Origin of the sequence: Chamaesiphon sp. VAR_48_metabat_403, from assembly GCF_031422475.1 — a bacterium.
Lineage (GTDB): Bacteria > Cyanobacteriota > Cyanobacteriia > Cyanobacteriales > Chamaesiphonaceae > Chamaesiphon.
The window spans coordinates 1-19,561 of sequence record NZ_JANPLS010000188.1; the positions used below are offsets into that span (position 1 = coordinate 1).

Annotated in this window: 18 protein-coding genes; 11 read left to right on the forward strand and 7 right to left on the reverse strand. The window is 45.5% G+C overall.

What is annotated here, in order from left to right; all coding sequences use genetic code 11:
* Window positions 1–292 precede the first annotated feature (292 nt).
* Window positions 293–997, forward strand: a complete 705-nt coding sequence (gene queC, locus RMO79_RS08980; protein WP_310482792.1) for a 7-cyano-7-deazaguanine synthase QueC — start codon at window positions 293–295, stop codon at window positions 995–997.
* A gap of 10 nt (window positions 998–1,007) precedes the next feature.
* Here queC and RMO79_RS08985 read toward each other — a convergent pair whose 3' ends face one another.
* Together RMO79_RS08985 and RMO79_RS08990 are read right to left on the reverse strand one after the other, a co-directional pair.
* Window positions 1,008–2,324 carry a hemolysin family protein gene (locus RMO79_RS08985; protein ID WP_310482775.1) on the reverse strand — a complete coding sequence of 439 codons (1,317 nt, stop codon included), beginning with the start codon at window positions 2,322–2,324 and terminating at the stop codon, window positions 1,008–1,010.
* A gap of 233 nt (window positions 2,325–2,557) precedes the next feature.
* Window positions 2,558–3,256 (reverse strand): hypothetical protein, encoded by a 699-nt coding sequence (locus RMO79_RS08990; protein ID WP_310482776.1) that lies wholly within the window; start codon window positions 3,254–3,256, stop codon window positions 2,558–2,560.
* A 44-nt stretch (window positions 3,257–3,300) separates the two neighbouring features.
* On the opposite strand from RMO79_RS08990, the gene RMO79_RS08995 reads away from it, so the two are divergent.
* Window positions 3,301–3,693 (forward strand): DUF2809 domain-containing protein, encoded by a 393-nt coding sequence (locus tag RMO79_RS08995; RefSeq protein WP_310482777.1) that lies wholly within the window; start codon window positions 3,301–3,303, stop codon window positions 3,691–3,693.
* Window positions 3,694–3,959: 266 nt separating this feature from the next.
* Window positions 3,960–5,063, forward strand: coding sequence for a threonine synthase (gene thrC, locus RMO79_RS09000; RefSeq protein ID WP_310482778.1), 1,104 nt, complete (start codon window positions 3,960–3,962; stop codon window positions 5,061–5,063).
* A 106-nt stretch (window positions 5,064–5,169) separates the two neighbouring features.
* On the opposite strand, the gene pgeF is transcribed toward thrC, so the two are convergent.
* On the reverse strand, window positions 5,170–5,997 hold the full coding sequence (gene pgeF, locus RMO79_RS09005; RefSeq protein ID WP_310482779.1) for a peptidoglycan editing factor PgeF: 828 nt from the start codon (window positions 5,995–5,997) through the stop codon (window positions 5,170–5,172).
* Window positions 5,998–6,083: 86 nt separating this feature from the next.
* Between pgeF and RMO79_RS09010 the strand changes: the two genes are divergently transcribed.
* Window positions 6,084–7,079 (forward strand): alpha/beta hydrolase, encoded by a 996-nt coding sequence (locus RMO79_RS09010; protein WP_310482780.1) that lies wholly within the window; start codon window positions 6,084–6,086, stop codon window positions 7,077–7,079.
* 38 nt (window positions 7,080–7,117) lie between these two features.
* Here RMO79_RS09010 and RMO79_RS09015 read toward each other — a convergent pair whose 3' ends face one another.
* Entirely contained in the window at window positions 7,118–7,738 is a 621-nt protein-coding gene (locus tag RMO79_RS09015; protein WP_310482781.1) for a CPP1-like family protein, read from the reverse strand.
* A 96-nt stretch (window positions 7,739–7,834) separates the two neighbouring features.
* Window positions 7,835–8,413: a phosphatase PAP2 family protein gene (locus tag RMO79_RS09020; RefSeq protein WP_310482782.1), complete on the reverse strand. Its 579-nt coding sequence runs from the start codon at window positions 8,411–8,413 to the stop codon at window positions 7,835–7,837.
* Window positions 8,414–8,567: 154 nt separating this feature from the next.
* Between RMO79_RS09020 and RMO79_RS09025 the strand changes: the two genes are divergently transcribed.
* Window positions 8,568–9,092, forward strand: a complete 525-nt coding sequence (locus tag RMO79_RS09025; protein ID WP_310482783.1) for a hypothetical protein — start codon at window positions 8,568–8,570, stop codon at window positions 9,090–9,092.
* Between the two features lie 193 nt (window positions 9,093–9,285).
* Here the strand turns inward: RMO79_RS09025 and hemC are convergent, their stop codons facing one another.
* Together hemC and pyk are read right to left on the reverse strand one after the other, a co-directional pair.
* Window positions 9,286–10,290: a hydroxymethylbilane synthase gene (hemC, locus tag RMO79_RS09030; RefSeq protein ID WP_310482784.1), complete on the reverse strand. Its 1,005-nt coding sequence runs from the start codon at window positions 10,288–10,290 to the stop codon at window positions 9,286–9,288.
* A gap of 195 nt (window positions 10,291–10,485) precedes the next feature.
* Window positions 10,486–12,240 (reverse strand): pyruvate kinase, encoded by a 1,755-nt coding sequence (gene pyk / locus RMO79_RS09035; RefSeq protein ID WP_310482785.1) that lies wholly within the window; start codon window positions 12,238–12,240, stop codon window positions 10,486–10,488.
* Between the two features lie 478 nt (window positions 12,241–12,718).
* Between pyk and RMO79_RS09040 the strand changes: the two genes are divergently transcribed.
* The 6 genes from RMO79_RS09040 to RMO79_RS09065 form a co-directional block, all read left to right on the forward strand.
* Window positions 12,719–14,845, forward strand: coding sequence for a response regulator (locus RMO79_RS09040; RefSeq protein ID WP_310482786.1), 2,127 nt, complete (start codon window positions 12,719–12,721; stop codon window positions 14,843–14,845).
* 40 nt (window positions 14,846–14,885) lie between these two features.
* On the forward strand, window positions 14,886–15,290 hold the full coding sequence (locus RMO79_RS09045) for a thioesterase family protein (protein WP_310482787.1): 405 nt from the start codon (window positions 14,886–14,888) through the stop codon (window positions 15,288–15,290).
* A 191-nt stretch (window positions 15,291–15,481) separates the two neighbouring features.
* Entirely contained in the window at window positions 15,482–15,862 is a 381-nt protein-coding gene (locus RMO79_RS09050) for a hypothetical protein (protein ID WP_310482788.1), read from the forward strand.
* A gap of 34 nt (window positions 15,863–15,896) precedes the next feature.
* A complete protein-coding gene (locus RMO79_RS09055; RefSeq protein WP_310482789.1) occupies window positions 15,897–16,868 on the forward strand; it encodes an alpha/beta fold hydrolase in 972 nt (323 codons plus the stop codon).
* 92 nt (window positions 16,869–16,960) lie between these two features.
* Window positions 16,961–18,685, forward strand: a complete 1,725-nt coding sequence (locus RMO79_RS09060; protein WP_310482790.1) for a hypothetical protein — start codon at window positions 16,961–16,963, stop codon at window positions 18,683–18,685.
* A gap of 97 nt (window positions 18,686–18,782) precedes the next feature.
* A partial coding sequence (locus tag RMO79_RS09065; protein ID WP_310482791.1) for a molybdopterin-dependent oxidoreductase occupies window positions 18,783–19,561 on the forward strand: 779 nt, incomplete at its 3' end.

Below are 19,561 nucleotides of genomic sequence, written 5' to 3' on the forward strand. Positions count from 1 at the left end.
GGTTTAGGGACTTCTTAGTGTCAAATTAGATATTTAGAGTGGATATAGCAATCCTATTTGAGTTCCTTGCAGTAAAGTCAACCTGTAGGGGCAGTGCTGTCTTGTCTCACCTTTTTTGACGGGGAACCCGTCCATTCGCGTAGCGTCTCCGTTAGGAGAAGGTGAAGCCCAAGTAGAGCACCTTTTCAAGACAGTGGATAGAGTTTTAATATTCTTCCAGTTGATCCAGATCGGTGTTTGTCTATCCACATCGCTGATAACGATCGAGAACGGCTAAAATAGAAGCCAATTCATCCCTCATCTTTTAGCGGTTGTGAAAGCAGTTATTCTCCTCTCAGGTGGTTTAGATTCCTCGACGGTGTTGTATTTGGCAAAAAGTGAAGGTTACGATTGCTACGCACTTTCTTTTGATTACCAACAACGACATCGGCGCGAACTCGAAGCTGCTAAAACGATCGCCATCGCCGCAGGTAGCAGTGCCCATCAAGTTGTAAGCTTCGATCTCCGCTTATGGGGCGGTTCGGCTCTGACAGATAATGGAATTTCACTGCCACAACATCGCGATCTTGCTGAAATGTCAGAATCTATTCCCGTTACCTATGTTCCCGCTCGCAATACGATTTTTTTGAGTTTTGCACTCGCGTATGCTGAAGCGATCGCCGCTAGTCGAGTATACATTGGGGTCAATGCTCTAGATTATTCTGGCTATCCAGATTGTCGCCCAGATTACATCGAGGCAATGCGATCGGTATTTAGGCTGGGTACCAAGCAAGGTAGAGAAGGCGATCCGATCGAAATCGTCACACCGTTAATCGACCTTAAAAAAACTGAAATTATCCAGCTTGGCGATCGTTTCGGCGTACCATGGGAGCAAACTTGGTCTTGCTACTCCGAAGCATCTGTACCTTGCGGTACCTGCGATTCTTGTCGATTGCGACTAGCCGCTTTTGCCGAACTAGGCAGAGTAGATCCTGGTAGTGGAGAGTTGAAAGCCTAAACCCTAGAGCCTAAACTTGCCGAATGCGGACGCGATCGATCCTCGGCCCGATCGCCGAAACTACCGTCAAACTCCAATCACCATAATGTAAGGATTCCCCAGGACGCGGAAATTGTTGCAATTTGTTAAGCAAAAATCCGGCTAGGGTGCGATAGTCTTCTGATAAAGGGAGATCGAGCTTTTCGATACACTGGTTGAGATCGGCGATATCGATCTGGGCTTGGACGATAAATGTCCCATCTGAAAGCTGCTGGCATAGTTGCGTGGGTCGATCGGAAATTGCTTTCATGCCAATTGTTTCGGCGATCGCATCCTGGCGGGTAATCAAGCCAGCCGTATTGCCAAACTCATCTACCACGATCGTCATCTGAGCGTTAGACTCCTGCATCCGGTGGAGAATGGCACTTACCAGCGTTGATTCGGTCACAGAGCCGACAGGCTCGATCCATTGGGCGATCGGGATTTTCCCGGCGGCTTTGCCTTGTGCGAGTAAAGTGACGCAATCTTTAAAAGCGACGACACCGATAATTCTACCTGAATCTGGATCGATGACGGGATAACGAGAATAGCCTGTAGTAGCTAGTTTAATCAGCAGAGTTTGACAGGTAGCAGTTTGCGGTACGGTGACGATCTGAGTGTTAGGAATCATGATATCTGTAGCGATCGTATCGGCAGATTCCAGCACTTTAGCTAACATTTGGCGTTGTGCGTTCGCCAGCCCGCTCGATTCGCGATCTGTCGCGACAATGGCTTGTAGCTCTTTGAATGTGACTCGATCGCGACTATCGTATCGCTCGCGAATTCCGACTAACCGCAGACATAATTTAGTAGATCGATCGAGGATCCAAATTAACGGACTAAAGATGCGCGCGATAGCGAGACTCGGCGCACCCAAAACCCGCGCGATCTGTTCGGCATAAATTAACGCCAGCGATTTGGGAATCAATTCGCCAAACACAATTTGGAGATATGCCAACAGGAAAAAAGTAGCCGGAATCGCTAAAGAATGCGCCAGGGGGATATTCTCTAACTTTTGGGCGAGGATTTGGGAGATTGCGCGTTCGCCAATCCAGCCAAGAGCCAAACTAGACAGAGAAATACCCACTTGGGTAGTGGAGAGCAATCGCTCGATGCCCCGTTGCAGATCTTGGACTTGTTTGGCACGATCGTCTCCAGCAGCTACTAATTGAGCGATTCGCGATCGCCTGACTGACAAGATCGAAAACTCGGCAATCACAAAAAAGGCATCGATCGCAATCAAACCCACTACTAGCAACAGTCGCCACCCAATATCCGAACTACCTAAAAGTGGATGAGGATCGTTCATTGTCGGGATTTTTTGAAGAATGGGGAAGTGGAGGGAGTAAGGAGTAAGGAAAATCCCCTCCGAGGAGGGGTGCCCGTAGGGCTACTGGTCGGGTCACCCGCCCAGTGGGGTGGGTAGATCTTCGCTAAAACCTAAAACCTAAAACCTAAAACCTAAAACCTAAAACCTAAAACCTAAAACCTAAAGCCTAAAACCTAAAACCTAAAACCTAAAACCTAAAACCTAAAGCCAATCTACTTCCCAACCGGAACGCCAGAGGCATCGAGTTGGAGTTTTTTATCTACATCAGTCAATTGTAACGAGACACTCTTCACTTTATCGAGAGCATTTTTAGGAATAGAAATTGTTACTTTTACTTCGCGACCATTAGCCGCTAGACTGCTTGGTAGACCGCTAGTAGTAGCATTAATCGGTTGCGATTTATCGTTGGTGAGAGTCATCGCGCCCTGCCCAAAATTGATGGGTTGACTGCCATTATTGGCAAGTGACAATTCGAGGGTAATCCGATCGCCTTTTATAGCCTTCGAGTTGACTCTGAGCATAATTCCCTGATCTTCTCTGACGATCGGCAGTTTGCCAACAGGAAGACCAGTTTTCGGATCGTTTTTAACCGCTTTATCGAACTCAGCAGCTTTTTTCTTGGCATCTTTCGCCTGTTTGGCATCTAATTTGGGTTCTTCGACACCCATCTGCTTTTTAACATTGGCAATTACTTCTTGCTCTTTAATCAGTTCCAAACCTTTGGTATTGATATTTTGTTGGTTGCCGCCTTTGTTATTATTAGGACGAATATCTGGTTGAGTTACGCCTTTAAGAGCTTCATGTCCAGAAACGAACCCCAGTACGCCACTCATGATTCCTGCGGCTAGCATAAAAAATAGTAAAATACTGGTCAGTAATAAAGTGCGATCGCCTTTGAGACTTTTTTTCATGTTTAGTTGTTGCAAAAATCACTTGAGATAGCCGTAGTCCAGCAATGCCTATTAAATTTTACCGACAGCGGCTAGTTTTTCTAGTTAATATCCTAGCAATCGTACCATTAGGTTATGCTATTCGGTTTAGTCACATCTTACCTGAATATTTCCACGATGCTGGTGGCAGTCTTGCCTACCAAATTCTGTTGATGTTATTGGTATTATTTATCTATCCACCAGCCAATCTGCGGCTGACGGCAATTTGGGTATGTATCGTTTCTTGTGCGATCGAATTGCTCCAACTTTACCAACCCCCCTGGCTCCAAGCCATCCGCGCCACACTCCCCGGTAGGTTAATCCTCGGTACCACTTTTTTATGGTCGGATTTTCCCGCCTATTTTGTCGGTAGTTATTTAGGCTGGTTGTGGGTAAGGTTTTTAGGGAATAGGGAATAGGGGATAGGGAATAGGGAATAGGGAATGATTGCTTTCGCCCAGTCTCCCAGTCTCCCGGTCCCCTCGTCCCCCAGTCCCCCGGTCCCCTCGTCCCCCAGTCTCCCCGTCCCCTCGTCTCCTCGTCCCCCACTCCCCTCACGTCGATTGTTCCGGTCTGAGTCCCTAGAACGCTCGGAATTATGCTTCAATAGTAGAATCAGCATGGGTCTGCGATCTTCAAACCCCAAGCGTCGCCCATAATTTTTTAACCAGGTTAGAGTCACATCATGAGCTTAGATACCCAAAGTGCAGTCAATTCCGGCATTACTACCAGCAGTGGTTGGCCGGGTTTAATTGAAAACTATCGAGCGTATCTACCCGTGACTGCGACAACTCCCGTAGTTACTCTTAATGAGGGTAACACGCCGTTAATTCCCGTACCGACGATCGCCGCAGAAATCGGTCGGGGCGTGAAAGTATACGTTAAATATGATGGTTTAAATCCGACAGGCAGCTTCAAAGACCGAGGCATGACGATGGCGATTACCAAAGCCAAAGAAGCAGGTGCTAAGGCGGTAATTTGTGCCAGTACGGGCAATACTTCTGCCGCTGCTGCTGCCTATGCCATTCGAGGGGGAATGCGCGCTTATGTCTTAATTCCTGATGGTTATGTCGCACTCGGAAAACTAGCCCAAGCATTGCTTTACGGTGCAGAAGTCCTCGCAGTTAAGGGCAACTTTGATGATGCACTCGATATCGTGCAGCTCATGGCAGATCGTTATCCAGTTACCCTAGTCAATTCTGTCAATCCTTATCGACTAGAAGGACAAAAAACCGCAGCATTCGAGCTAGTAGATGCCCTCGGCGATGCGCCAGATTGGTTGTGTATTCCCGTCGGTAATGGTGGAAATATTACGGCGTACTGGATGGGATTCAATCAATACCAACAGCATGGTAAATGTCGGCATCTCCCCAAAATGATGGGATTTCAAGCCGCAGGCTCCGCACCATTAGTCAGTGGCATTCGCGTCAAAGATCCCGAAACCCTCGCCACTGCCATCCGGATTGGCAATCCCGTTAACTGGGAAAAAGCCGTCGCCGTCAAAAATGACAGTCATGGCGAATTTAACGCTGTTACTGATACCGAAATTATCGCGGCTTATCGGTGGCTGGGTAGTAAAGAAGGAATTTTCTGCGAACCAGCCAGTGCGGCTTCGGTTGCAGGCTTACTCAAAGTCAAAGATCGCGTACCCAGTAATGCCACCGTCGTTTGCGTGCTAACCGGAAATGGACTTAAAGATCCCGATACTGCGATCGCAAATAAGATCAATCCATTCCAGCAAGGCATTGCCGCAAACATGGAAGCGGTAGCATCAGCGATGGGATTTTAAGACGGGGAGATGGGGGACGGGGGACTGAAATAGAGTTACTATTCCCCGCTCCTCCCTTTTCCAAAATAGTAACTAGATTTACGCCGTAGAATACTAGCAACTCAGGCTATTTACTAACAATTCCCGACCATTGAATTTTTTTGAGTTTCTCACGTCGGTAAGAGAAGAAATATTCTGGCTCTTGAAAAGTACAGTGCGGTGCGATCGAAATTTGCTCCAGATTCACGCCCAATCCTTCAAGTTGCAACTGATTGACTCGCCGCACATCTAGCCTCACTCTGCCCGCTTGTTCGTCCGGCAACAGGGGTGAATTCGACATTCCTAACAAACTAGTCAAATCGGCATCAAGATTGCCTGAGAGCGGTTTTGGCGCGTTGGCGTTGGCGAAGCCTTTCCCTGCGGAAAAGCCTTGCCCCTGGCAAATCGAGGTACACACTTCTAATCCCACCTGCTTGGTTACTTGGTAAACTTTACCATCGATCGCGGGGCCGATCGCGACAATAATATCGTCTAAACTGCCACCATGAGCTAATAATCTGGTTACGGCTACCTTCACGATTCCGAGCGAGGTACCCCGCCAGCCAGCATGTACCGCTGCCACATTTCCCGTATGCCGATTGGCAATGAGAATTGGGTTACAGTCGGCACTAGCTACCCAGACAGCTTGTGTGGCTGTCTCTGTCAATAATCCATCGCCGAGTGCGTAACCTGTCTCGACTTCTATTTCCGCAGCATTGGTAATTTCTGTGGGGGTTAAGACAACTTTGCCGTGGATCTGTTTGAGCCGATGAGTACTGGCAGTAGCCGCTAAAAATGGGGTTAACTCTTGGGGTTCGCGCGGGGAAAACTGGCGCGTAAAAAAGCCATGTTGCCAGTCAGCGAGTAAATCGCAGGTTAAATACGGTAATCCCAATTCAGTTTGCCACTGCCACATAAATTAAAGTAAGGTTTGAGGTTTAGGTGTTCGGGTTTGGGTAAGTTAATATTGCCACCGATATTCGCTTCGTAGTTATCAATATTATGTTTAACAGCTTATCACCCCTACAAGCGATCGAGCTTGCAATCCTGACTGCGACAACAATTTATCATCAACTTGCCAGTTATCGAGATCGTCAAAATTTAGCTCCTCCTGGTAAATTAGTGACTGCTAACGATGGTAAAGTTCGCCATTTATATCTCCGAGGAACTGGCAACCCGACCATAATTATCGATGCTAGTTTGGGTGGGGCTGAGGGCTATTTATTAATCGAAGAACTGGCTAAAATAACGAAGGTTTGTATTTACGATCGATCTGGCTATGGTTGGAGCGAGAATTCTCCGGCACCGCGTACCAGTCAACAAATTGTCAATGAATTACATGATTTATTAGTTACCGCACAAATTTCACCGCCGTATATTTTAGTCGGCGACTCGTTTGGTAGTTATAGTCTGCGTTTGTACGCTCATCAATTCCCTGACGAAGTGCAAGGGCTGATTCTCACCGACGGGTTGCACGAAGATTCGATGTTAGCTTTGCCTTTGAGCGTGGGAGTGCTGAAGCTATTTTTTACGCTGAGTTTTGGATTTGTTGCGATCGGAGCCGCTTTGGGTATCGTTAGAATTTTAGGTGAGTTAGGTGTGTTCGAGCTAATTAAACCCGAACTCAAAAAGTTTTCTAAACTCGATCGGCAATATGTCAAAAGGTCATTTTATTCAGCTCGACATTGGCTGACAATGGGTAGAGAAATGTGGAGTTTAGATACTAGCGGTAGGCAATTAAGAACCGCCGATAATTTAGGAGACTTGCCTATAATTAGCATTAAATCTCAAACTTTTCTACGACCGTTATTTGGCATTAAACTATTATCATTACATACTGCCGATCGAGTCCGCGATCGCATTCATCTCGCTCTAATGAAACTATCTACCGATACTCAGCAAATTTTAGCCGATCGCAGCAGTCATTTTGTGTGGATCGACGAACCAGAACGGATTATTAAGGCTGTTGCTACTTTAGTCGATCGGTTGAACCCCTGAGGTTTTAGTCGAGGGCAATCCAGAAACTGCCCCAACAATTACTTCGTAAAACTACTCACGATCCATAACAGTGCGAACACTACCAAACCAGCAAAAACTTCACCTTGGATACCGATCTGCTCGACGGGTAAATGTAAATAGTTTACCAATATTGCCGCGATCGCCGAACCGACAATCAGAGCCATCAAACTGCCCAGTAGAGCGCGCTTAAATCGATGTTGCTTCTGATTGACAAAATACAAACTAAACCCTACTCCAAAGGCAACCAGGGTGGGTAAGGCGGCATTAGCAACACTCGGTACTAAAGTAGCTCCACCCAACACAGCATACACGCCAGATGTCGTTAAAATCTGCGATCGATCGGGCTGCTCGAAGGTGTCTCCCAACCAACTGGGCGAATTCGGCACCGACAGAGATGTAAATTTGGCAGGAGCGGGCAACTTTTCTGGAAACCTAATTCCATCGGGCACTTTAATTTTGCCCTGTTGGCGAAGTTTGAGCCGTTCCATCAAAATCGCATCATAAGCTGCTTCTACATTATCTTGTAGCTGTCGATCGCCGCCTAATTGCGCGATGACATGTTGTTTCGCGGCTTGAATCTCTTCAAAGGTGGCATCTTCTGTCACCCCTAGCTGCTCATAAGGATTCTGCTGACTCATTCACAACCTCCGATCGACGATCTCCACCTAACTATTTCTTACTCTAGACTGCTTTGGAAGTATCTGCCACATTTACTTGCAAATGTTAAGAATATCCTAAAACTCACCCTTAACTTGCAAACCAATAATGCTATTACCTTGAGCATCTTGGCGAATGAGGGGAAATAGCAACAAACCGCGTTTTTGCCCTAATTCGATTTCACCGACTAAGTAGCCCAACCCCGCACCAATGAGGACATCTGTAAAACGGTGACGATTGAGATCGATGCGTGAATAACCGATTAAAGCAGCTCCCCCGTACCAGAGGATGGCATAATCGGGATGATAATGGCTCTGAATGCGTGCGACAGCAAAGGCGGTAGTAGCATGACAACTAGGGAAACTATCGAGTTCCCGTTCGTTATCGGGGCGAGGGGACTTTACCACTTCTTTGAGTCCATAGCATAATGCCGCACTGGTAGTTAATGCGTCAACTACTCGCAACGAACGTTGTCCCCCATCAGCACCATCAGTCAATAAGGGCAATAACGAACCGCCACCCAAAAATATTACCGTACCCGCACCAGAGACAAACTCAGAAAACCCTTTATTAGTTGTTTGCGCTCTAACGCCAGGTGCCGAAAGCGTAGTGCTTAAAATGACCGTCGCAGCAACCAATCCGTGTTTCCAAGACATAGATACTCCTATTTTTACTATCGATCGCAGTTGCATAATACCGCCTTTTGTCCCAGCAACAGGCAACCCGATCGACCCCATGTAAAGTTTAATGCCGGAAAACTCATACAATGTCTTGTAGAATGTCGTAGCTCCGTTCTCTTAATTATTGCCGATGACTAAACATTTATCTAAACTGAGTATCTTATTAAGTACGATCGTCCTAACATCGACACCATTACTAGCTCTAGCAGCACCCGATTCCAGTCAAACTCCAGCAGCACAACCGACGCTTGCGAGTCTCGGCGCGACGCTACAACAAAACCCCAAAGATATCGACGCATATTTACAACGTGGGATTTTACATGCGAGACTGCAACAAAACATACCTGCAATCGCCGATTATACCGAAGTAATTCGTCTCGACCCTAACAACATTTTGGCATATAGCAATCGCGCCAATGCCAAGGTTAACATGAGAGACTATCGAGGAGCGGATCTCGACTATTCACAGGTACTCCGCATCGAGCCAGAAAGAGCGATTGCCTATAACAATCGGGCATTTGCCCGCCATCAGATGGGTGATTGCAAGGGCGCGATTTCCGACCTGAAGATTGCGGTGGAGTTATATAGAATTATGGGCGATAGTAGCGGCTATCAGAGTTCTCTAGCCAATCTCAAAAAATTTCAGCGCAAATAATAACTACGCTAACCCAATTTGCTACCTATTACTTGCCTGCGACTGAAGTCGCGGCTAGTGTTGCAAAGTCCGCCTACGCGGACTAATGTCGCAAAATCAGGTAGGGGCAATTCATGAAGCGGCGGTTTTATTCGGAGGAAACCTCCGAATAAAAAAACCGACAAGACATTGCCCCTACCTGATTTTGCGATTGTTAACTATTCGTTTGTTCGTCTAAAACTTTCTTCAATCCGTCTCGGCGAACTAATTCAAAAATTTCATTAAGAATCTCTTGCGCGCCTTTACCCCGCAGGAGATGAGCGAGATCCTTACCAATTTGTTCGGCATTAGTCGCCAAACCAGTAATTGTATCTGTCACTAGCCTTTGTCCGTCGAGACTAGATACCATCCCCACCAGAGTGAGATTGTCGCCATCGATGGTAGTATTAACTCCGATCGGCACTTGACACCCGCCTTCTAATTCCCGTAAAAATGCCCGCTCTGCGTAACAACGATAAGCCGTCGGCTGATGCTGTAAGGTTTGAAGAATGGCAAGTATTTCCGGATCTTCAGTCCGACATTCGATGCCTAGTGCCCCCTGTCCGACCGCGTGAAGCGACAAACTCGCCGGAATGACCTGGTGAATCCGATCGCCAAAATCTAAGCGTTGTAGACCCGCAGCAGCCAGAATCAGCCCATCGTATTCACCCGCATCTAGCTTTGCCAACCGAGTATTGACATTACCCCGGACATCTTTAAAGGCGAAATGGGGGAAATGGTGACGGAGTTGCGCCAACCGCCGTAATGAAGATGTCCCGATTACCGCGCCTGCTGGGAGGGTTTCGAGCTGTAAACCTTGGTGTTTGGCATTGACAACCAGCGCGTCGGCGGGATTTTCGCGTTCGGTGATACAACCGAGCATTAAGCCTGCTGGTAAATTGGTGGGGAGGTCTTTAAGCGAGTGAACTGCTAAATCGGCAGTTCGATCGAGAATTTTGACTTCGAGTTCTTTAGTAAATAAACCTTTATCGCCAATTTTCGCCAGCGGTACATCTAAGATTTTATCGCCTTGGGTACTCATCATCTCGACTTCAAAGGTCCGATCGGGAAAATGTTTTTGTAATTCGGCTTGCACCCAATGAGTTTGGACTAATGCTAGTTGACTTTTCCGCGAAGCGATGCGGATTGTCTGGGTGGAGTTAGTAATATTAGCAGACATATATTAAGCAGCGATTGTTAATCTAACATATATAAATACCCAATCTAGGATACAGCCATTGGCGATCGGTTGCTAGTGACGATCGAACCGTCCTCAATCCCTGAAGCTAGCCCTAGCACTGACTTTTATCGGTTAGTTCGATCGCGAGAACCAGTTCACAAACATTCGTAATATCTGGCGTTCGCTAAATTTACGTTAATTAAAGCTAATTGCCCCAGAATAAATCGCCCCGCGTTGAATATCTAGGGTAATCACCGTACCCCCGCGAATACCGCCTGTGGCATCTTTAACCCCCACAATGACGGGAATATCCAATCGTAAGCCTAATACCGCTGCATGACAGGTTAAACCCTCATCTTCGACAACGATCGCACTTGCTTTGCGGATCGCATCTAAATATTCTGCATTTGTGGTCTTGGCAATAAGGATATCGCCTTTATTAAAGTGCGCGACATCTTTGGGCGTACGGGCAATATGAGCCGCACCCGTGACTAAACCATGTCCGATCCCGATACCTTGTCCCAAAATTGCGGTGACGACTTCGACTTTAACCAGATCTGTCGAACCAGCTACGCCTTGAGTACCGGATGTAATGACAACTAAATCACCTTCGCACAACAGGTTGCTCGTCCGCGCCATGTTAATGGCAGCTTGGAAGTTATCGTTAACGTTCGATAAGTCAAGCAGGAGCATGGGTTGAACGCCCCAAACGAGCTGTAGTCTGCGCGCGACATCTACATGGGGTGTAACGGCGAGAATCGGCTTGGATGGACGGAATTTAGAAACGCTGCGAGCTGTGGCTCCGGTTTTAGTGAAGGGGATGATGGCAGCGGCTCCGAGTTGTTCGGCGATGTTGCCGACGGCTTCGCTGATGGCATTGGGAATCGAGCGTTTGTTATCTTCCCAGCGTCTGGAGAGTTTTTCTTTCTCGGTTTCTAGGGCGATGCGCGCCATTGTCTGAACGGCTTCGATGGGATAAATACCGACTGCGGTTTCATTGGAGAGCATTACCGCGTCGGTACCGTCGAGAATCGCATTGGCAACGTCGGAAATTTCGGCGCGCGTCCCACGGGGGTTATTCACCATGCTATCGAGCATTTGGGTAGCGGTAATAATCGGAATCCCCATCCGATTGGCGGTGGCAATTAGTTGTTTCTGAATTCTGGGGACTTGTTCGGCGGGCATTTCCACGCCCAAATCGCCGCGTGCTACCATTACGCCATCGCAAAGAGCGAGGATTTCTTCCATTTGTTCGATCGCTTCATGCTTCTCGATTTTAGCGATTACGGGGACTTCTTTACCCGCATTGGCAATTAATTCTTTAATTTCAAGAATATCGGCAGGATTGCGAACGAAGCTCAGGGCTACCCAGTCTACACCTTGATCGAGTCCAAACATCAGATCTACGCGATCTTTGTCGGTCAAAGCTTTAATTGATAGATATACACCGGGAAAGTTGACACCCTTGTTATTAGAGAGCGTACCGCCAACTACTACTTCGCAGTGTAACTCGCTGGTGTCGCGATCGACCGCAGTTACAACCATCTCGACTTTGCCATCATCGAGCAAAATCGTCGAACCAACTGGTACTTCTTCGGCGAGGGTATCGTAAGTCACCGAACTAATAGTTTGCGTCCCTGGCATAATTTTACTAGTCAGCACGAACGGATCGCCATTTTTGACCACGATCGCACCATCGGCAAATTTACCCAATCGAATTTTGGGGCCTTGTAAATCTTGTAAAATGCCAACGGGCTGATTGAGTTCAAACGATATTTGCCTAATCAGACGAATATTTGCCAAATGGTCGTCGTGAGTACCATGCGAAAAATTGAGCCTGAGAGTTGTCGCTCCAGCTTGAATCAATTGTTTCAGGACTTCAGGGCTACTAGTTGCCGGGCCGATAGTAGCAACAATCTTAGTTCGGCGGAGGGAATCTCGCAATTGCATGAAGTTACAGTCAAGGGATCGAAGGATCGGATATTTAAGGTGACAATCCGAGCAATGCTAATGCTTTGCACTCAGATCGTACCACTAGTGATGGCAGCTAATCTGGATCGCGGCTGAATTGACCATCCACGATCGATCGCAGACAACAAGCCGATGGTAGCACAGAACCGTTGTTAGTTTGTCTCGATCGATAAGTTAGAAAATATTTGCGAGTCGAGTAGCTCCTGGCTCCAGATTTAGCATTTGCCCCTGAGTGTTCGTACTTGTCATTGGCAATGTCTGAGATTTCTATGTGAGTTTGTAGTCAATTTTCGGGATTAATAGTATAAGAGAGATGCCATCGATTGGCCGATAATTCGATTTAATCGATACATTGAGATTGTACTCCCCCGGTTCAAACATCCGTCCGATCTAGCTTTTGACGATCGCGGAACTCCCTAAAACATCTGCCATCATTGTCAATAGCTTTACATCTATCATGACCATCAGTAAACCGCATCATCCCCCACTGATTCTGATTGTCGATGACGATGATTTAGTCAGATCGATTTTATGTCAGAAAGTCAAGCTAGATGGATATCAGGTGGAGATTGCTCGCAATGGTGAAGAAGCATTAATTATCTATCAACAGATTCAACCAGACTTGGTATTGATGGATGGAGTGATGCCGGAAATGGATGGATTTGAATGCTGCAAACGTTTGCAGCAGCTACCAGGCGGAGATCTGACCCCGGTATTGATGATCACTGGTTTAGATGATAGTGCATCGCTCGATCGAGCCTATGCTGTCGGTGCTGCTGATTATATTACCAAACCCATTCACTGGGCGGTATTGCGGCAACGAGTCAAGCGCGTACTCAATCAATCGCATCTGCATCGCGAATTAGAAGCATCAAATTTAGCATTACGTCAAAAATCTGAAGAGCTTCAGGACCGAAATTATCTGCTCGAACAGTCTAAAAAAGCCGCAGAATCGGCTAATAAAGCTAAAAGTGCCTTTCTAGCGGCGATGAGTCATGAAATTCGCACGCCAATGAATGGGGTAATTGGCATGACGGGATTGTTACTAGATACCGAACTGACATCCCAACAATATGAATTTGTCAATACGATTCGCCATAGTGGCGATGCCTTGCTGACGCTAATTAATGATATTCTAGATTTTTCTAAAATTGAATCGGGGAAATTAGAACTAGATTGCCAACCTTTTGACATTCGCGATTGCATCGAAGAAACGCTCGATCTGCTCGCACCTAAAGCCTCTGAAAAAAACTTAGAACTCGCCTATCTCATTTATAAAAACACTCCTAATTGGTTGTACGGCGATGCCCAGCGGATTCGACAGATTTTAGTCAATTTGGTGGGCAATGGTCTAAAATTCACTAATTCTGGAGAAGTAATTGTTGGTGTAACAGCGCGTAAAATTACAGCAATAGATGAAGATCCAATTATTACTGCGGACGATTCTACTTATGAAATCCGCTTTGTCGTCAAAGATACCGGAATTGGCATTCCTCAAGATAAGATCGATCGCTTATTTAAAGCCTTCAGTCAAGTTGATTCTTCTACTACGCGCAACTATGGAGGTACGGGTTTAGGCTTAATTATCAGCCGCCGCTTGACCGAATTAATGAATGGTAAAATGTGGGTAGAGAGTGGCGGCGATGGTAGCGGATCGAGCTTCTATTTTACAATTATGGCTAAGGCGGCACCACCATCGCCGCCAGTCTGTCAACCAGAGCGACAACAGCCATCCCAGTTAGCCGGAAAACGCTTATTAATCGTCGAAGATAATACCACTCACCGTCAAATTTTATCTCTGCAAGCTCAATCTTGGGGAATGCACGCCCACGCTACTGAATCTGGATCTGAAGCTCTTAAATTACTCAATTTACGCGGTCATTTCGATTTGGCAATTTTGGATATGCAGATGCCCGAAATGGATGGTTTGCTACTGGCTCAAAAAATCCGTGAGTTTCCAGAATACCAGAATTTGCCATTAGTCATGCTCAGTTCTTTGAGTATCAGTCGAGCCGAAATAGAAGCTGCTAAAGTTGATTTTGCCGCAACTTTAAATAAACCAATCCGCCAGTTTCAACTCCAAGCCGTATTGAATCAGATCTTGGATAAAGATGTCGCTCGATCTTTATCTCAGTCACTAGAGCCAAATATCATCATTATTCCCAAACTACAAACATCCAGCTATGATTTCGATCGCGCTACATTGCCATTAAGAATTTTGCTAGCTGAAGATAACATTGTCAACCAAAAAGTTGCCATTCATATGCTCAAACGCATTGGCTATCAGGCTGATATTGTCATGAATGGTTTAGAGGTACTCGAACGCCTTCACCATCGGGCATACGATGTGATTTTAATGGATCTACAGATGCCCAAAATGGATGGAATGGAAGCAACTCGCCGGATTTTGACAGAATTCCCCGAACACCGTTGTCCGACAATTATTGCGATGACAGCAAATGCACTCGAAGGCGATAAACAGGAGTGTCTGGCTGCTGGAATGCACGACTATGTCACTAAGCCTGTTAAAATCGAACAATTAGCTCGCGCATTGAGTCAATGTCAACCGTTACTGTTGGTGTAGAGGAGGGGGGAGCGGGGATAGGATTGGTAGATTGGAAATTATGTCTTTTAAGTATGATTATATAGTTCAATTTCGAGATACGGATGCAGCGGGAGTTGTTTATTTTGCTAATATTGTTTCGATTTGTCATATTGCTTATGAAGCAGCATTAATAGCATCAGATATCGATCTCCAACTATTTGTCAGCAATCCAGACTTTGCCATCCCCATTACTCATGTAGCTGCGGATTTTTTTCGACCTTTATTTTGTGGAGATTTAGTAAAGATCGAATTAAAGCCACAGTCGATCGATAGTTGTAGATTTGAAATAAAATATCAGCTTTTAACTGGCGATAATCAAAAATCGGCAACTGCGATTACCAAGCATGTTGCGATCGATCCAAATACACGCAAGCGTCAAGAATTGCCCAAGATAATGCTCGACTGGATCGAAAGATGGAGCTAATTATAAATATCTATTCAGACAACCAAAATCTAGCGATCGGTTGCGGAATCAGTAACCTATTAGTCTACGGCGTAAATCTAGTTACTATTTTGGCGGGGAGCGGGGAGTGTGAAATAGTAACCTAATTTACGCCGCTTAGTACTAGATGTGTATCTATAGATATCTACTCTCGATTCGATCGATAGAATCCAATGCTAGTCAAGAAATCTCTAGTTATTTTTATTTTTTTACCGATCTTTACCATCATCGCTCATGCTAGTAATGTTAGTGCTGAAACAATTGAGACAGCCAATTTTCAAATTAAGATTACCAGACATTGCGAAGAAGGAAATGTTAGTTGCGGTCGAGTCACCTACGTTGGCAAAAACTCAACAACTGGCAAATCGATACGACTCAATGGTAAAACAATAAATAGTAGCTATAGTTATCGATTTCTTGGCTATGAGTTCCGTAATGGTAAATATACTTACTACATAGACAATAATAATTTACTGCAAGTTTATCGAGGTCGGGAATTAATCCTCCAAGAACAGGGAACGGCAATTACCTCCGGTAGGCTACGCCAACGATAATGGAAATTAATCCATTAGGAGGTAGTGATAATTAGTGCGGTTATTGAAAAAATTCAAATTTAGTAAAAAAATTCGCCAGCAATTAGTTGTACTCTTGCTAATTAGCTTCTGTCTACTGAATATTCTGGCTTATATGGGTGCTTATAAACTCACGCACTTTGCCACTTCTGGCAGCTCAGGCTGTGGATTACCACAACCGAGCAGTGCTAAAGTACCTACTACCCTCGGACTAGAATATGTGACTCAATGCATTCGTGTTAGTCAAACCGAGTGGCTAGAAGCTTGGTCGATTCCCGTCCCACCATCGACTACGGCTAAGGGTACAATTATCCTATTCCCTGGTAATGGCGGTAGCAAAGCCAAACAACTGCTAGCACCAGCAAGAGTATTTCATTCCTGGGGCTATGATACCCTACTGGTCGATTTTCGCGGTGTCGGCGGTTCGAGCGGTAATACCACCACGCTCGGCATCCGTGAAGCTGAAGATGTCGCTCTAAGTGTAGAACATCTAGGCAAGACTCACCTGCAACGTCCGTTAATCCTCTACGGAGTCTCGATGGGTACTGCTGCGATTCTCAAGGCGGTAGCAGATAAAAATGTCCATCCCGATGGAATTATCCTCGAACTACCGTTTGCGCGGCTGGTAGACGCACTCAGGAGCCGATTTAGAGCAGTCTTTATCCCGACATTTCCACTCGCAGAGCTTACTGTATTTTGGGGTGGCATTCAGCACGGTTTTGATGGGTTCGCACACAATCCAGTGGAAGATGCCAAGCTAGTCGAGTGCCCGACGCTAATATTGCATGGTAAACTCGACAAATGGACGACAGGCGCAGAAATCGAGCAGATATTTAATAATCTACGCGGTGCCAAGCAGTTGAGTATTTTCCCCGATGCAGGTCACGCTTTACTCGTCACTGTCGATCTCCATCGATGGACTCAAGATCTGAAAAAGTTTTTAAAAATAGTTGAGAGATCGACATCACAATTCTCAGCTCTAATTTAACCAAAAAATTGTTATCAGATTATTTAGAGATCGTAGTTTTCTAAGTGCTACTGGGTAACCTATGTATAGGATATCTTGTCATCAACAGAAACATGCCTAAGTATTTACCAAAACAGTCTCTTTGCCTGGGGTTGGGATTATCGGTATCGAATCTACTCGTCGCTACAGTAGCTAGATCGCAATCTCAAGAGAGTTTACCAAACGAGTCAACAGCGGCGGATGCCAATCGGCAAATCCAAAAAGCTAATCCACTTAATTCGAGCCAGCCAGCTAATACCAGTCAACCGCCAGTACCAGCAGGCTCAACAGCGGTAAATGCTGGTATCTATACATTTGTTTTATCGACTCCTGCTACAATTGCCATTGTTGTTATTATTGGTGGGATTGCTGTATTCCCGATTTTATCTTTACTATTTAATTCTAAAAAAGTTGCCAATCTCAGACAAAATAAATTCTTCTCTGATTTCGGTAAAAAATTTCAGAAGCCAGACATATTAGAAAGCGATAAATTTTTACATCACCGGACGTTTGATAAACTTGCTGAAATTACCAACGAGGCGCAAAATATCAATGCGGATAAATTCGGCAATACCGAATTTATGACATTTTTTAAGATTAAAAGCTATATCGATCGATCCATCGATGAATATGCCAACTTAGATGAAACGATCGAAATGCTTAAAGTAGCGATCGCCACTCAAAATAGTTTCGCCCGAATCGACAGTACCGAATCGCGATACTGTAGTAGCAGTCAACAAAAATTATATAAATTTGTCAACTCATTATTAACCCAAGATCTAGAGACATTAGTGTTTCAAGCACAGGTTTCTGAAAAGCTAGAGGAAGTATTGCCGCTGCTAAAAACTGAGGAAGGAAAGTTGGCATTACAAGCTTATGCCACAGAAATAAATAATATCGCCGAACATGCATTAGGGATAAAGCTGATCCTATTATTTAAAAAGTATCAACTCGATGATTATTCAACTTTACGGAGTATTTCTGACACTATTAACTTATTAGATTCGGAAGATTTATTAAATCTCGATGGGTTAATGCTGTTAGTCATGGTCAAATATGATGTGTTTGAAAAACTCGGCCCGATCGTGGGCATCGACGAACAATTCAACCGCCCGGAAACTTACAGCAAAATGCTCCAGTACATTGGGTTGAAATCTCGGCATGAGACATCGTACCAAAAATTTCAGGAGTTTTTATTGTTACTCAAAAAATGGGAGGTTCAATATAATTCGATCGTCAATGTCCGGCAGAAGTATAATCCCAAACAGTATCATCTACCGCCAGAATTTAGTCAGGAAATACCAGGTTTGACAATCTATCAGAAATACAAAGATAGCTTCCACCTAATTTCTACCGCACCCCCAACTCCTGTCACTCCCCAAGTACAGGCGGTAGCAGCACCCTCGGTTGTGGCGGTACCAGTGGAGACAATCGAACCATCGGTATCGGTTGTCTCGACTCCAGTGGAAACAATGGCAGAATCGATTGCCTCGATTCCAGAATGCATACTAGTAGGCGAATCATCAGTTGTTTCAACACTAGAGGAGACGCTAGTACCAGCAACATCAATCCCCTCCATACTAGAGGAGACAATAGCACCAGTACCATCAGTTGTTTCAACACTAGAAGAGACACTAGTACCAGCAACATCAATCCCCTCCATGCCAGAAGACACACTAGCACTAGTACCATCAGTTGTTTCAACACTAGAAGACACAATAGCACCAGTACCATCAGTTGTTTCAACACTAGAAGAGACACTAGCACCAGAACAGAATGTTTTGACTGGTACTCGATAGAAATATCGCCAGTAAAGGCATCTACCAATCGATAGACCCGATCGATCGGGAATTTGGGTTATCTTGGTTAAAAATGAGATCCTTGTAGTAAAAATGTATGGAAACTACCCCACCATCCCAACCGCCGTTTAACGAAACTAACGAGGATACTCCAGAAATTGGTGGGGGGCTGCCCATAATTAAGTATTGGGCAGAGCATACGCTGTCTCCAGATGGGGCAAAAATCTGGAAAACTTTACTGCACCATAGTGCCTGCTTGTCTTGCTCTTGGGGAACGGGGGGACAAAAAGGGGGCTTTACTAATGAAGAAGGCGAAAAGCTCCAACGCTGTATGAAAAGCGTCGAGGCAATTACCGCCGAAATTCAGCCGCCAGTATCTGGGCATTTTTTCGATACTAATCCGATCGCCAGATTACAACAGCTTACTTCTTATGAAGCCGATCGATTGGGGCGATTGAGTTTTCCAGTAATTTTACGGGCGGGAAGTTCGCATTTTCAACGGATTTCGTGGGATGAGATTTACGCGATCGCCACTGCGGCATTTAAACTAGATCCCGAACGGGTGGCTTCTTATAGTTCGGGGCGCGGCTCGAATGAGGCGGCGTTTGTATTGCAACTAATGATGCGAACGTTGGGTTCTAATAATCTGGCGGATTGCTCGGATTTATGTCATGCACCCTCGACGACTGCATTGAGCGAGATGTTTGGTACTAAAACTTCGATTGTCAGCCTAGAAAGCTTGAAGGAAGCTGATTGTGTGGTATTGGCGGGAGCAAATTCGCCTTCCAATCATCCCCGCTTGATGAATGAATTAATTAAAATCCGCGATAACGGCGGTAAGGTGATTGTTATCAATCCGGTGATGGAAATCGGGCT